At 76.4% G+C, this 14,465-nt stretch carries 10 protein-coding genes and 1 other RNA gene; 5 read left to right on the forward strand and 6 right to left on the reverse strand.

The annotated features are described in order from the left end of the window. Positions 1-260: 260 nt before the first annotated feature. Entirely contained in the window at positions 261-518 is a 258-nt protein-coding gene (locus ABZW03_RS24060; RefSeq protein WP_355261862.1) for a Prokaryotic metallothionein, read from the forward strand. A 33-nt stretch (positions 519-551) separates the two neighbouring features. On the opposite strand, the gene rnpB is transcribed toward ABZW03_RS24060, so the two are convergent. The 3 genes from rnpB to ABZW03_RS24075 all read right to left on the reverse strand — a co-directional run bounded on the left by rnpB (position 552) and on the right by ABZW03_RS24075 (position 4,161). Further along, positions 552-949: RNase P RNA component class A (gene rnpB, locus ABZW03_RS24065), an RNA gene on the reverse strand. Positions 950-962: 13 nt separating this feature from the next. Further along, positions 963-2,405 (reverse strand): MFS transporter, encoded by a 1,443-nt coding sequence (locus ABZW03_RS24070; protein WP_355261888.1) that lies wholly within the window; start codon positions 2,403-2,405, stop codon positions 963-965. A 304-nt stretch (positions 2,406-2,709) separates the two neighbouring features. After that, a complete protein-coding gene (locus ABZW03_RS24075; RefSeq protein ID WP_355261865.1) occupies positions 2,710-4,161 on the reverse strand; it encodes an RNB domain-containing ribonuclease in 1,452 nt (483 codons plus the stop codon). Between the two features lie 184 nt (positions 4,162-4,345). On the opposite strand from ABZW03_RS24075, the gene ABZW03_RS24080 reads away from it, so the two are divergent. Together ABZW03_RS24080 and yaaA are read left to right on the forward strand one after the other, a co-directional pair. Then, positions 4,346-4,798 (forward strand): DUF3995 domain-containing protein, encoded by a 453-nt coding sequence (locus tag ABZW03_RS24080; RefSeq protein WP_355261868.1) that lies wholly within the window; start codon positions 4,346-4,348, stop codon positions 4,796-4,798. Between the two features lie 10 nt (positions 4,799-4,808). After that, positions 4,809-5,594, forward strand: a complete 786-nt coding sequence (yaaA, locus tag ABZW03_RS24085) for a peroxide stress protein YaaA (protein ID WP_355261871.1) — start codon at positions 4,809-4,811, stop codon at positions 5,592-5,594. Positions 5,595-5,639: 45 nt separating this feature from the next. On the opposite strand, the gene ABZW03_RS24090 is transcribed toward yaaA, so the two are convergent. The 3 genes from ABZW03_RS24090 to ABZW03_RS24100 are packed head-to-tail and all read right to left on the reverse strand — an operon-like array spanning position 5,640 to position 8,384. Beyond that, positions 5,640-6,776, reverse strand: coding sequence for a bifunctional RNase H/acid phosphatase (locus ABZW03_RS24090; RefSeq protein WP_355261874.1), 1,137 nt, complete (start codon positions 6,774-6,776; stop codon positions 5,640-5,642). A gap of 4 nt (positions 6,777-6,780) precedes the next feature. Beyond that, positions 6,781-7,524, reverse strand: a complete 744-nt coding sequence (locus ABZW03_RS24095; RefSeq protein ID WP_355261877.1) for a C4-type zinc ribbon domain-containing protein — start codon at positions 7,522-7,524, stop codon at positions 6,781-6,783. Between the two features lie 23 nt (positions 7,525-7,547). Beyond that, positions 7,548-8,384 carry a Nif3-like dinuclear metal center hexameric protein gene (locus ABZW03_RS24100; RefSeq protein WP_355261880.1) on the reverse strand — a complete coding sequence of 279 codons (837 nt, stop codon included), beginning with the start codon at positions 8,382-8,384 and terminating at the stop codon, positions 7,548-7,550. Positions 8,385-8,908: 524 nt separating this feature from the next. On the opposite strand from ABZW03_RS24100, the gene lanL reads away from it, so the two are divergent. Beyond that, positions 8,909-11,719 carry a class IV lanthionine synthetase LanL gene (gene lanL / locus ABZW03_RS24105; protein ID WP_355261883.1) on the forward strand — a complete coding sequence of 937 codons (2,811 nt, stop codon included), beginning with the start codon at positions 8,909-8,911 and terminating at the stop codon, positions 11,717-11,719. Between the two features lie 2 nt (positions 11,720-11,721). Beyond that, complete coding sequence (locus ABZW03_RS24110; RefSeq protein WP_355261885.1) at positions 11,722-13,707, forward strand: alpha/beta fold hydrolase; 1,986 nt, start codon at positions 11,722-11,724, stop codon at positions 13,705-13,707. Positions 13,708-14,465: the final 758 nt, after the last annotated feature.

A 14,465-nucleotide genomic window follows, 5' to 3' on the forward strand; every position in this document is an offset into this window, starting at 1 on the left:
ACCTCCCAAACATCCTGGGGTGTTTACAGCTGCCACACACCCCCCCCCAAAAACCCCGCCAACGCATCACAGCGTGCAGTTGATCAATTACCCAACACTTTCTGAGGCCGCCCGCTCCGCCTGACACAGCGTGACGCCGCCTGACACCACCTGACGCCACCTGACGCCGTCGAGTGGCCGTCTCCCGGGAAGCCTCCAAGACTGGAGGTGGCTGCGCGGCCACCCAGGGCCGCCGCCCCCACCGGAAGGAGACGGCCGCCATGGCCATCTGCGTCACCTGCGGCAACGACTACTGGCTGGCCTTCGAGATCAAAACGGTCACCGGCGACACCTACACCTTCGACAGCTTCGAATGCGCGATGGAGAAGCTCGCCCCGCGCTGCGAGCAGTGCGACGTCCGCATCGTCGGGCACGGCGTCGAGGTGGCCGGCAGGTTCTTCTGCTGCGCCAACTGCGCCCGCGTCAACGGCGGCCTCGGCGACCAGATCCGCGACGCCGTCGGCGCCCACCCGGCCTGACCGGGCCCCGCCGGCCGGCGGGAGAGAAGGGGGCGGAAGAGTCGGCCTGTACGCCGGGTTCTGTCTCCCGGGTCGCTTGCGCGGCCCGGGGAGGCGGCCATCCATCTAGGGCTGCCGTTGCCGACAGCCTCGTGCGGTCCACCCGCGGACTCGGGCGAGCAGCCTTCGAACGTCCGCGCACGGTGCCCGAGGGCACCGATCTTGACCTTGCTCCAGGTGGGGTTTACCTAGCCGGCCGGGTCACCCCGGTCGCTGGTGGTCTCTTACACCACCGTTTCACCCTTACCCACCACGAAAAGCGGTGGGCGGTCTGTTTTCTGTGGCACTGTCCCGCGGGTCACCCCGGGTGGGCGTTACCCACCACCCTGCTCTGTGGAGCCCGGACGTTCCTCGGCGGGTCTGGGACCCGTCGCGACCGCCCGGCCGACTCTTCCGCCGTAGTGGTCATCGTAGCCGCTCGGGCGGCGCCTCCCGTACACCGGACCGGACGGCCGGCGGCTCGGCGCCGAGGCGGGCGGCCACCCGGGCGGCCGTCGCGCCCGCCCAGGCGGTGGTGGTGGCCAGGCCGAGGGCGAGGACGGCGCCGCCCAGGCCCACCAGGATCCACCAGCCGGCGCGGCTGGCCGGGGCGAAGCCGGTCGCGAACGGCCCGGCCACGGCCGAGGTGACGACCGTGCCGATCACCGCCACGCCCAGCGACTGGCCGACCTGACGGCTGGTCGAGGCGACCGCGGCCGCCACCCCCGCCTGGGCGCGCGGCATGCCGGCCACGGCGGCGTTGGTCACCGGCGCGTTCACCAGGCCGAAGCCGAAACCGAACAGCCCGTACGCGGCCAGCAGCAGCGCCGGCGGGGAGTCGGCGGCCAGCCGGGTGAGCAGCAGCCCGCTCGCGGCGAGGCCGAGCCCGGCCGCGACCAGCGGCAGGCGCGGGCCCCGGGCGGCGACGATCCGTCCGGACAGCGGCGCGCAGACCAGCATCATCCCGGCCATCGGCAGCGTCCACAGGCCGGCCTCGACCGGGCCGTAGTGGCGGACGTCCTGGAGGTAGAGGGTGTTGAGGAAGAGGAAGCCGCCGAGCGCGGCGAAGGCGCAGACCGCGGTGACGGTGGCGCCGGTGAACGGCGCGCTGGCGAAGAACCGCGGGTCCACCAGTGGTTCGGCCACCCGCCGCTCCCAGAGCGGGAAGGCGGCCAGCGCGGCCACGGCGGTCGCGGCCAGGGCGAGGATCAGCGGGGAGGTCCAGCCGTTGGCCGGGCCCTCGATGATCGCGGCGGTGCCGCAGCCGAGCAGCACGACCATCAGCAGCTGCCCCACCGGGTCCAGCCGACGCGGCCGGGGCGCGCGGGACTCCGGGACGTAGCGGGCGGTCAGCGCGATGGCGGCGAGCGCCACCGGGACGTTGATCAGGAAGATCGACGGCCAGCCGGCGCTGTCCACCAGGAAACCGCCGAGCAGCGGGCCGAGCGCCATCGAGATGCCGACCACGCCGCCCCAGACGCCGATCGCCCGGGCCCGTTCCTTCGGGTCGGTGAAGGTGTTGGTGATGATCGACATGGCCACCGGGTTGAGCATCGAGCCGCCCACCGCCTGGAGCGCCCGGAACGCCACCAGCCAGCCGAGGCTCGGCGCCAGGCTGCACAGCAGCGAGCCGAGCGCGAAGCAGACCAGGCCGGCCTGGAACACCCGGCGGCGGCCGAAGCGGTCGGCCACCGAGCCGAACAGCATCAGCAGCGAGGCCAGCACCAGGGTGTAGGCCGCGGTGATCCACTGCAGCCCGGACGCCGGGGCGTCCAGGTCCCGCTGGATCACCGGCAGGGCGATGTTCACCACGGTGTTGTCGAGGCCGACGATGAACAGGCTCAGGCAGCAGATCGCCAGGACGAGCAGGCGGTGGCGGCGCCCGAGCGCGGGCCCGGGGGCTGGCGCGGGCGCGGGCGCGGCGGCGGCGCGGGGCTGGGGGTCGGGCACGGACCGATCCTCCCACCGCGGGGCCCGGCGGGGCGGGTGGGCGGCGCGTCCGGGTGGCGCGTGCGGGTGGCGCGTGCGGAGGGCGCGCGGACGGGGCTCACGTGCGGGCGGCCTTCTCGGGCGGGCGGCGCGCGGACAGGGCTCACGTACGGGCGGCCTGCCCGGGCGGAGGCGCGCGTACGGGGGCACGCGCGCAGGGGGCGCCCCCGCTGCGGCCGGACCGTCAGACGGCGGTGAAGCGGACGGTCCGGGTGACCGGGTCGGCCGTCGTCAGCCGGACGTCGATCACCCGCCCGAGCGGCAGCCCGTCGGCCGGTCCGTCGCAGCGGGCCCGGACGGCCGGGTCGCGCAGCTGGACGGTGCCGGAGCCGGGCCGCCGCTCGTCCACGTCGACCACGACCGCGGCGAAGTCCTCGCCCTCCCGGCCCGCGAGCAGCTCCGCCTCCACCAGGTCCACGCACGCCCGTTCGACCTCGCCGGCCCGCCGGTCCCCGCTCGCCATCAGCGCCGGGAGGGTCGGCAGCGCCTCCCGCGCCCAGGGCGGCACCTCCTCCCCCGCCGCCACCGCCGCGCACACCTCCTGGGCGAAGCGGTCGCCGAGCCGCCGCAGCGGCGCGGTGCAGTGCGCGTACGGGGCGGCGAGCGCGGCGTGGCCCGGCTCGGCGGGGGCGGGCAGGCCGCGGGACTCGTCGAAGGCGTGGTAGCCGGCGCCGCGCAGCAGGCCCGTACAGGCGTTGAGGAAGGCGGCGTTGAGCGGGACGTCCGGGTCCAGCGAGCGGATCAGCTCGGGGTACGGCACGGCCTGCGGCCAGTCCACGTCCAGCGCGGCGGCGATCCGGCGCAGCCGCTCGTACCCGGCGGCGGGCGCGGCGGGCAGGGTGCGCAGCAGGCCGACGCCCGCGTCCAGCATCAGCTCGGCCGCGGCCATGCCGGTGAGCAGGGAGATCTGGGCGTTCCAGCCGTCGGCGGGGCCGGGGGCGCGGTAGCCGAGGACGTAGCCGTGCAGGGTCTCCTCGACCTCCTGCTCCGGCACGGGGAGGCTGATCCCGCCGCGGGCGCGCTCCTGCTCCTCGCGCAGCCGCCCGACGGTGGCGAGCAGGGCGAGCTGCTCGTCGGCGCCGCCGGCCGCCACGGCGCGCTCGACGGCGGCGTAGTCCAGGCGGCGGTGCGAGCGGACCAGGGCGCGGCGCAGGTCGGCGAGGACGACGGCGCCGTCGGCGTCCAGGTCGAGCTGCCAGAGCAGGGCGGGGCGGGGCTCGCCGGGCAGCAGGCTGGCGGCGTCCTCGGAGATCCGGGTGGGATGCAGCGGGACGCGGTGGTCGGGGAAGTAGAGGGTCTCGACCCGGCGGCGGGCCTCGGTGTCGATCGCGCCGCCGGGGTGGACGAAGGCGGCGACGTCGGCGATCGCGTAGTGCACCCGGTAGCCCCCGCCGGGGCGGTGGGCGAGGTGCATGGCCTGGTCGAGGTCGCGGGAGCCGGGCGGGTCGACGGTGAACAGCGGCAGCTCGGTGGCGTCGTGCTCGGGCAGCCGGGGCCGCTCGGCCGCCTCCTCCGCCTCGGCGAGCACGGCCCGCGGCCACTCGGTGTGGATCTCCAGCCGGGTGCGGAGCTCGGTCAGCTCGGTGTTGATCCGGGCGGAGTCCGCGGCCTTGACGCGCAGTTTTCGGCGAGGCATGCACGCCAGACTAGGGCGTGTCGGACAATTCGCGCACCCGGCGGGAACGGCCGGCCCCGCCCGCGTCGGGTGGTCCCGGGCGGACGCTCGGCGCCCCGGCGGGACTTCGGACACCACGGGTGGGAGCGGTCGTAAGGGTTCGTAGGGTGGGCGGAACGGAGCCGTGGCTGGAGGGAGTTCGGTGATGGGTGGTGCGGTGCGGGTCGCCGGGGGTGTGGTCGCGGCGGCGCTGGGGGTGACCGGGGTGCTGCACGCGGTGTGGACCGTGACGCCGTGGCCGCTGCGGACGCCGGAGGAGTTCGCGGACGCCGTGGTGGGGACGGGGGACGGGGTGCCGCCGGCGGCGGCGTGCGTCGCGGTGGCCGGGATGCTGGGGACGGCCGCGTACCTGGTGGGGGCGGAGGCCGGGGTGCTGCCGAAGGTGGGGCCGGAGCGGGTGCGGCGGGCCGGGGTGCGGACGGTGGCGGGGGTGATGCTGGCCCGGGGGCTCGGCGGGCCGGTGCTGTTCGGCCGGGTGTCCGAGCGCTCGGAGCGGTTCCGGCGGCTGAACGTCCGGTACTACTCGCCCCTCTGCGTGGCGCTGGGAGCCGGAGCGGCGGCAGTAGGGTGGCGGGGTTCGTCCGCCACAAATTGTTGAGGAGTCCGCTGTGCTGGTGCTGCTGCCGCCTTCGGAGGGCAAGGCCGGATCCGGGGACGGCGGGCCGGTGGCGCTGGAGCGGCTGTCGCTGCCCGGGCTGACGGCGGCGCGCGGCGCGGTGCTGGACGCACTGGTGGGCCTGTGCCGGGGCGACGAGTCCACCGCCGCGCGGGTGCTGGGGCTGAGCCCGGGCCTGCGCGGCGAGATCGCCAAGAACGCCGGGCTGCCGACGGCCGGGGCGCGCCCGGCGGGCGAGGTGTACACCGGGGTGCTGTTCGACAACCTCGGCCTGGCCACCCTGGACGCCGCCGCGTACGGCCGGGCCGAGCGCTCGCTGCTGGTCTTCTCCGGCCTCTGGGGCGCCGTGCGGATCTCCGACCGGATTCCGTCGTACCGCTGCTCGATGGGCGTCAAACTCCCGGAGCTGGGGGCGCTCGGGGCGTACTGGCGGAGCGCGATGGCCCCGGTGCTCCCCGAGGTCGCGGACGGGCTGGTGCTGGACCTGCGCAGCTCCGCCTACGCGGCGGCCTGGAAGCCGGCCGGCGAGGTGGCCTCCCGGACCGCGACCGTCCGGGTGCTCCAGGAGCGCGACGGCAGGCGGACCGTGGTCAGCCACTTCAACAAGGCGACCAAGGGGCGGATCGTCCGGGACCTGCTGGTCACCGGCGCCGAGCCGAAGACCCCCGGCGACCTGATGGACGCGCTGCTGGAGCTGGGCCACCGGGTGGAGCTGGCGGCGGAGGGCACCGCCCGCAAGCCGTGGCAGCTGGACGTGGTGGTCAGCGAGGTGCACTGACCGGCCGACGCCGCCGGCCCGGCCGACCCGGCTACCTCGGCCGGGTCAGCGCAGGTGCGAGGTGTCGTTGAGCAGCCGCAGCGAGGCGTTGCCGTCCGCGTAGTACTGGACGGCGCAGATCGAGGCGGCGGACAGCTCCATCCGGTACATCGAGTCCGGCGGGGCGCCGAGCGCCAGCCGGACCAGGGTCTTGATCGGGCTGACGTGCGAGACCACCAGCACGGTCTTCCCCGCGTACCGGGCGATGATCCTGTCGCGGGCGACGCCGATCCGGTGGGTGAGCGCGGTGAAGCTCTCGCCGCCGCCGGTCGGCTTGGCCTTGGCGGAGCCGAGCCAGGTGGTCAGGTCGTCCGGGTAGCGCTCCCGCACCTCGGCGAAGGTCAGGCCCTCCCAGTCGCCGAAGTCGACCTCGCGCAGCCCGTCCTCGTACCGGACCTCCAGGCCGAGCCGGGCGGCGACGGTCTCGGCGGTCTGCCGGGTGCGGCGCATCGGGGAGGCCACGACCGCCTGGACGCTGCCGCGCGCGGCCAGCGCCTCGGCGGCCCGCTCGGCCTGCCAGCGGCCCTTGTCGGAGAGCTCCGGGTCGCTGCCGCCGCTGCCGGAGAAACGCTTCTCCGGGGTGAGCGGGGTCTCGCCGTGGCGCAGCAGGACGAAGGTGGTCGGGGTGCCGAGGTCGGCCGGGGCGGCCCAGCCGGCCTTGGGGGCGGCGGTCTCCAGCGGGGGCTCGTCGGCGGTGACGGGGGCCTTCGGCCTGGGCTCCCACTGCCGCCCGGCCCGGCCCGCGTCCATCGCCTCGTTGGCCAGCCGGTCCGCGTCCTTGTTCCGCTCGCGCGGGATCCAGGTGTACGTGACCCGGGCGCGCGGGAAGACGGTGCGCGCCTCGGCGGCGAGCGGCTGCATGTCGGGGTGCTTGATCTTCCAGCGCCCGGACATCTGCTCGACGACCAGCTTGGAGTCCATCCGGACGTCCACCGAGGCGTCCGGGTCCAGCTCGCGGGCCGCCCGGAGCCCGGCGATCAGGCCCTTGTACTCGGCCACGTTGTTGGTGGCGTGGCCGATGAACTCGGCGGCCTCGGCGACGATCTGCCCGGTGTCCCCGTCCCGGACCACCGCGCCGTAGCCGGCCGGCCCCGGGTTGCCCCGGGACCCGCCGTCAGCCTCGACGATGAAGCGCGCCGTCACCGGCTCAGACGCCCGAGTCGGCGGTGCGGACCAGGATCCGCGAGCAGTTCTCGCAGCGGACCACCTTGTCGGCCGGCTCGGCCTTGATGGCGTTCAGCTCGGTGATCGAGAACTCGGTGCGGCAGCCCTCGCAGCGGCGCTGGTAGAGGCGGGCCGCGCCGACGCCGCCCTGGGTCTCGCGCAGCTTGGCGTAGAGCTTCAGCAGGTCGGCCGGGATGACGGCGGCGACGGTCTCGCGGTCGCGCTTGACCTTGTCGGCCTCCGCGTCGATCTCGGCGAAGGCGGCGTCGCGGCGGCCCTCGGCCTCCTTGAGGACGACGGTGGAGTGCTCCAGCCGGGCGGACAGCTCCTCGACCCGGGTGGTGGCGCTCTCCTGGCGCTCCATGATCCCCAGCACGACCTCCTCCAGGTCGTCCTGGCGCTTGGCGAGCGAGCCGATCTCGTGCTGGAGGTTCTCCAGGTCCTTCGGCGAGGTGATCGCGCCGGAGTCCAGGCGCTGCTGGTTGCGGGCGGCACGGGCGCGGACCTGCTCGACGTCCTGCTCGGCCTTGGTCAGCTCGCGGGCGGTGTCGCCCTTCTGGGCCTCGGCGGCGACGACGAGGTCCTTGAGCGCGGTGTGGTCGGCGGTGGCCTTCTCGATCTCGGCGTGCTCGGGCAGGCTCCGGCGCCGGTGGGCCAGCTGGTCGAGCTTCGAGTCGATGGCCTGGAGGTCGAGCAGGCGGATCTGGTCGGCGGGCGCGGCGTTCAAGCGGAGAGCTCCTGTGAATCGGGTCAGGCGGTGAAGGACATGGGGGCGTGCGCGGTCCACGGGTCGGTGACCCGGTGGGAGACCTTGGTCTCCACGGCCCAGCCGCGCTTGTCGGCGGCGGCCAGCAGGGCCCGCTCGGCCAGGGTGAGCCAGGGCCACTCGGTGGCCCAGTGGGCGGCGTCGAGCAGCGCGACGGGCGCCGCCTCAGCGGCCTCGGAGGCCGGGTGGTGGCGCAGGTCGGCGGTCAGGTAGGCGTCCACGCCGGCCGACCGGACGTCGGCGAAGAGGCTGTCGCCCGAGCCGCCGCACACCGCGACCCGGCTGATCAGCCGGTTCGGGTCGCCGGCGACGCGGACGCCGGCGGCGGTGGCGGGCAGGCCCTTCGCCACCTGCGCGGCGAAGGCGGCGAGGGTCAGCGGGGGCTCCAGCAGGCCGATCCGGCCGGTGCCGCGGCGGCCCAGCGGGTCGGTCGGGTCCGCCACCAGCGGGCCGGTCACCCGCAGGCCCACCGCCTCGGCGAGCGCGTCCGAGACGCCGGGGTCGGCGTGGTCGGCGTTGGTGTGGGCGACGTGCAGGGCGATGCCGTTGGTGATCAGCGTGTGCACCACCCGGCCCTTGAAGGTGGTGGCGGCGACGCTGGTGGTGCCGCGCAGGTAGAGGGGGTGGTGGGTGACCACGAGGTCGGCGCCCCACTCCACGGCCTCGTCGACGACCGCCTGGACGGGGTCGACGGCGAACAGCACGCGGTTGACCTCGGCCTGAGGGTCCCCGCAGACCAGGCCGACGGCGTCCCAGGACTCCGCCCACTGCGGCGGGTAGACCTCTTCGAGCGCGGTGATGACGTCGGACAGTTTCGGCACCTGTCGAGACTACCGTGCGCGCGGGGGCGGTCGGGCCTCGGCCGTTCGGCGGGCCGCCGGGGTGGGGGCTGGGGAAGCCGGGTGGAAGCCGCCGCGGCTGTTCGGACGCGGGAGCTGCGGGCGTACGGATGCGCGTCAATCTGCGGTGGGCGGCGCCCGGCGGGCTCCGCGCGCTCCGTACGCGGCCGCGCGCCGGGCGCCCGTTACTCACAGCAGGGTTCTCGTACGAATTCGAAACCACGCCCTGATCACCCTTACGAGTGAAGTGACCGGCTCTGCGTTGAGGCTTCGGTTGGCTCGAAAGTAACTTCACTCCTGCGAACGGGAGTTGCCCTGGTGACAGCCGCGACCGGAGGTCGGGCGGATGCCGCGCCGGGCCGGACGGGATCCGGGTGAGCGCTCCCGCCCCGGGGCGGCACTGCCGCTCCTTCCGGGAGACACCGATCAGGCCGGGCCGTCCGCCCGGGTGCCGCGAGCAGTGGGCACCCGGAGGCGGCGGCGGAGACGAAGGGATGTGGTGGCGAATGAGGGCGGGCACATCGCTGCGTACGGCCGGGGGCAGGGGATCGGTGGAGCGCGGACCGGGTGCGGCGGGGTCGTGGGCGTCGTCGCCGTCGTCGCCGTCGTGGCCGCCGTCGCCGTCACGTCCGTCACGTCCGTCGTGGCCGTCGTGGCCGGAGGCGGCGCGGGCGGCGCTGGCCGGTGCCGGAGGCGGAGGAGGCGGTGGTGGCTGGGACGTCACCGTCGGCGGCTTCTGGTGCACGGCCCGGCCGCCCGGGTCCCCGCCGCTGCCGGAGCGGGGCTGGAAGCTCCATGTCAGCGCGGCCTCGGCGGCGGGCGAGGCGGTGCTCTCGGCGGTGGTCCGGGTGCTCGCCGGGGATCCGTGCGGCTTCCGGTTCGCTGCCACACAGGAGCGGCTGAGCGAACTCAACTCACGCAACAGCGACCGGGGTTCGGCGGGCGAGTTCATCACCGTCCACCCGGTCGGCGACGCCCAGTTCCAGCGGCTGGCGGCCGAGCTGGACCGGGCCACGGCGGGGCTGCCGGGGCCGGTGCTGCTCTCCGGCCGGCCGTACCGGGCCGGGAGCCGGGTGCACTACCGGTACGGCGCGTTCGCGCTGCCGGCGGAGCCGGGCGACGACGGGGAGTACCGCTCGGCGCTGCGCGGGCCGGGCGGGGAGCGGGTCTCAGCGCGCGCGGGCGCGGCCGGTCGGCGCCGGGGCGGGGTGCTGCTGGCCGGGCGGTACGCGGTGACGGCGGCCGTGCGGCACGGCGCCGAGGGCGGGGTGTTCCTCGGCCGGGAGGCGTCGAGCGGCGCCGAGGTCGTGGTCAAGCAGGCCCGGGCACTCAGGGAGGTGGGCCGGGCTGGCGCCGACGCCCGCGACGCACTGCGGCACGAGGCCGCGCTGCTCGCCCGGCTGGCCGGGCAGGGGCTGGCGCCGTACGCCGTCGAACTGATCGAGCAGGAGGACTCCGCCTTCCTGGTGCAGGAACGAATCGCCGGGCAGCCCCTGGACGGCTGGGTGGCCGCCCGGCTGCGGCGCGACGGCAGCCCGGACGTCGCCTGGGCCGAGGCCGGGCCGGTGGCGCACGGTCTGCTCGACCTGGTCGAGCGGGTGCACGCCCAGGGGCTGGTGCTGCGCGACCTCTCCCCCGGCAACGTCGTGGTCCGCCCGGACGGCACGCTGCGGCTGGTCGACCTCGCACTCGCCACCGAGGCCGGACGGCTCGCGGGCTCGGCCGGCACCCCCGGCTACCGCGCCCCCGAGCACGGGCCCGGCCGGCTCGCCCCCGCCCGCAGCCGCGTCGCCGACCCGGCCGTCGACCTGTACGCGCTCGGCGGGCTGCTCTTCCTCTTGGCCACCGGCCACGACCCGCTGCTGCCGGAGGACCTCCCGCGGGCCCGCCCGGTCGGCGAGCGCCTCGGCCGCTGGCTCGCCCTCGCGGCCCGCACCGGCGGGACGGCCCGGCGGCTGGCACCGGCGGTCCTCGGGCTGCGGGCGGAGGACCCGCGGCAGCGGTGGGAGGTGGCCCGGGCGCGGGCAGCGCTGCGCGCGGACGGCCCGGGTCCGGGCGCCGCCCGGCCCGCCGCCGTCGCCCCGCCGCCCGCTCTCACCCCGCTGTGGCGCGCCCCCGCCCGGCAACAGGCCGCCCCCGCCGTCACCGCCACGCCCGAGCACCGGGACCGGCTCCGGCCGGTGGCGCCCGCCGGGAAGCGGACCGACCCGTGCGACATGCAGCACCGGGCCGCCAGGACGCCGACAGTCCCGGCCCGGGCAGTGACGGCCGACGGACTCCCGAAGTCCGTCCCGGCGGAGGCCGCACGGACGGCCTGGACCTCCGCCGCCCTGATCGAACGGCGCGCCGCCGCCGAGCCGGCCGGGCTGCCCGGGCTGCCGTTCGGACGGTCCGGGACGGCCCGGGCCCTGCTGGACGCCGCCCGCGCCCTGGGCGACGAGGCGCCGGCCGACCGCGCCGCCGGGCTCGGCCGCCGAATCCCCGTCGAGCGGCCCGCCCCCGATGTGCGCCACAGCGCGGCCGGTTCGGGCTTCATCCAACTGTGCTTCGCTGCCGAGGCGTTCATGACCGGCGAGTACGGCACCGCCGAGTCCGGTGCGGCGGCGTTCAACGCAGCCGAGTCCGATGGCCCCGGGTTCCTCGACCGGGCCGCCCGCCGCAAGCGGTACGGGACCGTCCGGTCGGTGCCCGCCGACTTCGACTCCGCGCTCGCCGGGATCACCTTCCTCGGCATCGCCCACGGCCTGGCTGGCTTGGGCGCACTCCTCCTCGCCGCCGCCGAGGCCGGGCGGACGCTCGCCGCCACCGCGCGGTGCCGCGACCGCGACACCGCCTGGTGGCCGCAGAACGCGGGCGATCCGGAGCACGTCCGGCTCTCCCACCGGTGCAGCGGCTCCTCCGGCGCGGGCAGCGTCCTGCTACGGCTCGCCTGCGCCACCGGTGACGCCGGCCCGCTCGACCCGGCCCGCGCCGTCCTGGCGGCCCGCTGGCACGGCGGCGCGAGCGCCTGCCGCGGACCGGTCGGTGCCGGCGCGTACCTGCTGGACCTCACCGAGGCCACCCGAGAGACCGAATTCCGCACCAACGCCGAGGAGTTGGCCCAGCTGATCACCTTCCGAGCCGCCCTGTGCGACGGCCTCCCGGCACTCCCGGACGGGACCGGCACCGGCTGCACCCCCGGCTACGGCACCGACACGGCAGGCCCGTCGGCCTTCCTGCCGCGGCTGCGCCACGGCGGCCCCCGGCTCTGGCCGGCGCCGGCGCCGGCGACCGTACGCCGGTCCCTGTCCGGCACCACCGGGGCGAGCGGAGCATGAACGTGGCCACCCGGACCATGACCCAGGCCCTGCGCCGGCTGAGCTTCACCTTCGCCGCCGACGGCGGCCACGCCGCCTGCCTCGCCTCCTCCGCCGACAGCGGCTGGTACGTGGAGAGTTGGAGCCTCCCGCAGGACGGCGGGCCGGCCACGCCGACCGCGCTGCCGCTGCCCGGCAACCGCTCGGAGAGCCTGCGCTCGCAGCTGGTCGCCCTGCCGGACGGCTCGGTGCTGACCTGCCGGCACGACGGGGAGCGGCACGACCTGGTCCGCCTCTCGGCCGGCGGGAACGGCACCGTGGAACAGCAGTTGGGCTCGCTGCGGATGGCCGGGCTGCGGGTGCTGCCGCTCCCAGTGCAGGCCGGGGCCGACCCGCGGACGCCGGTGGCGGTCGCGCTCGGCAGCGACACCCGCCCGGCGACCACCGCCTGGCTGGTACGCACGGACGGCAGCGAACCCGAACAGGTCGCCGAGATCCCCGGGTTGCACGGCGGCGGCACCTGGCTGGACCGCACCGGTGCGCTGCTCGCGCTGGACCGGGTGAACGCGGGCCTGGTCCGCGGCGTGGTACTCGACCTGCGCGCCGGCTCCACCAGCCCGCTGCTGGAGATCGGCCCACAGAGCAACGACCGCCTGGTGCTGTTCGACCCGGACAGCCGGTTCGCGATGGTGCGCAGCGACGCGCCCGGCACCGACCGGCTCGGCTGGGGCGTCCTGGGCGCCGGGGCACCGCTGCGGTTCCCGGAGTGCCTGCACGTCGCAGGCATGGTCCTGCGGCCGATCGCGCTGCGGGTGGCGGCGGACGGCCCCCGGGTCGCCGTGCAGATCGACCACGGCGCGGGCTCGGCGCTCGCGCTGTGGCGGCCCTCGGCCGGGCGGCTGGACCCGCTGCCGGTGCCGCCCGGGCGGCTCGGCGCGGTCGGGCACTGGGGCGAGGCGGGGCTGCGGCTGCCGTACTCCTCGCCCGACCACCCGACGGCCCTGGCCACCCTCGACGTGGACGCGCTGCTGACGCACGGGCCGCTGCCCGCCGCCACCGGCCCGATCCCGCTGCCGCTCCAACTCGCGCCGCTGGCCTCGGGGTTGCCCGGCCCGTGGCGGGACACCGTCCTGCCCTGGCAGCCCGGCGGGGTGCGCCCTGTGCGGACCGTGCCGCCCGGCTGGCGGCTGGACGGCAGCACCCCGCCCGGGGACGGCGGCCGCTGGCAGCCCGCGCAGAGCCTCGAACTGGCGGGCCCGGCAGGCCCGTTGGAGGCCGTGGTGTACGGCGGCGACGCCTGGCTGAGCAGCCCGCACCTGGTGCTGGCGCTGCACGGCGGCCCGGCGGACGCCTGGCGGCTGGAGTTCGACCCGGCGCTGCAGCGGATGGCCGCCGAGGGCCTGGCGGTCGTCGCGCCGAACCAGCGCGGCTCCACCGGCTACGGCGTGGCGCACGCACTGGCCATCCGGGGCGCCTGGGGCGGGCCGGACCTGGACGACGTCCTGCACCTGCTGGACGGCATCGCGGGCCAGCGCGCCGCCCTCGGCCTGGAGCCGCCGGCCCTCTTCGGGGTCAGCTACGGCGCCTTCCTGGCGCTGCTGGCGGCCGCCCACGCGCCGGCCGAGCAGGTCTCCCGCTGCGCGGTGGTCGCACCGTTCCTGTCCGGCGCCCGACTGCTGGCCGAAGCGGCGCCCCCCGTACGGGCGTTGACCGACCGCCTGGGCGGCGACGAGCCGATCGCCGACGCCCGCGGACCGCGCGACGTGCTGCAGCTCGCGCACCGGCTGAGCGCGCCGCTGCTGGTGGTGCACGGCAACCGGGACGAGGTCGTGCCGGTGAGCCAGTCCCGGTCGCTGCGGCACGAACTGCTGCGGATCGGCCGGGTCGAGGGCGAGGACTTCCGCTACGTCGAGGCGGCCGGCTCCGGGCACGAGGTGCTCGCCGATGAGGGCGCGGCCGTGCTGCACGAGCTGCTGGCCACGTTCCTGCGGACCGGCCGCCCGGGCTGACCCCACGCATCACAGCCCCCGGACCCATCGCGGCCCGAGCCACCAGCCCCGCCCCGGCGGCCGGAAGCCGGAGGCCACCCCCGGGATGCGCCCCCCTGCCGCCCGCCCGCAGATCGCCAGCACCACTTCCTGCGCGCCGCGGCGAGCCGCCCCACCCGCGTGAGAAGTCGGCCAAGCCGACTTCTCGCGCTCGGGGCCTCATCCGCTCCCCGCAACACCACCACACCCACAGCGGCGGCCACGCCGCCCCACACCCGCCTGCACAGGAAGTCGGCCAGGCCGACTTCTCGCGCTCGGGCTTTAACCGGGCCCTGGCTCCACCCACCACACTCCCGGACCACCGCTTGCGCACCTGCACAGGAAGTCGGCCAGGCCGACTTCTCGCGCTCGGGGCCTGGCCCCGGTGGGTTGTTGCTGCGGCAGTTGGCGGCCGCCCAGCAACCGCTGGTGCGGATGCTGGTGTGGTCGGGGGCGGCGCTGCAGCTGTTGGTGTCCTGGTCGCTCGTCTCGGCCGCCGCCGACCAGGGGCACCCGGGCGGGAGGTCCCGGGGGGCCGAAGGTTCGGGGCGGCCCGGCCGTCCGAGGATGCGGCGCGGGCTGGGCCCTGGGCGGCTGTGGGGAGGCCGGGCAGCGTTGCCCCCACCGGCGCGGCGCCGGCGGGGCGCTAGTACTGCAACGGTGCTTAGCGTGATGAGGCTTCGGTTTTCGGGCTGTGGCCTCGTCGTTTGTAGTGGCTGTTCCGGGCTTGGTGCTGGCGT

The organism is Kitasatospora sp. NPDC004799, assembly GCF_040609095.1.
Classification (GTDB): Bacteria; Actinomycetota; Actinomycetes; order Streptomycetales; family Streptomycetaceae; genus Kitasatospora.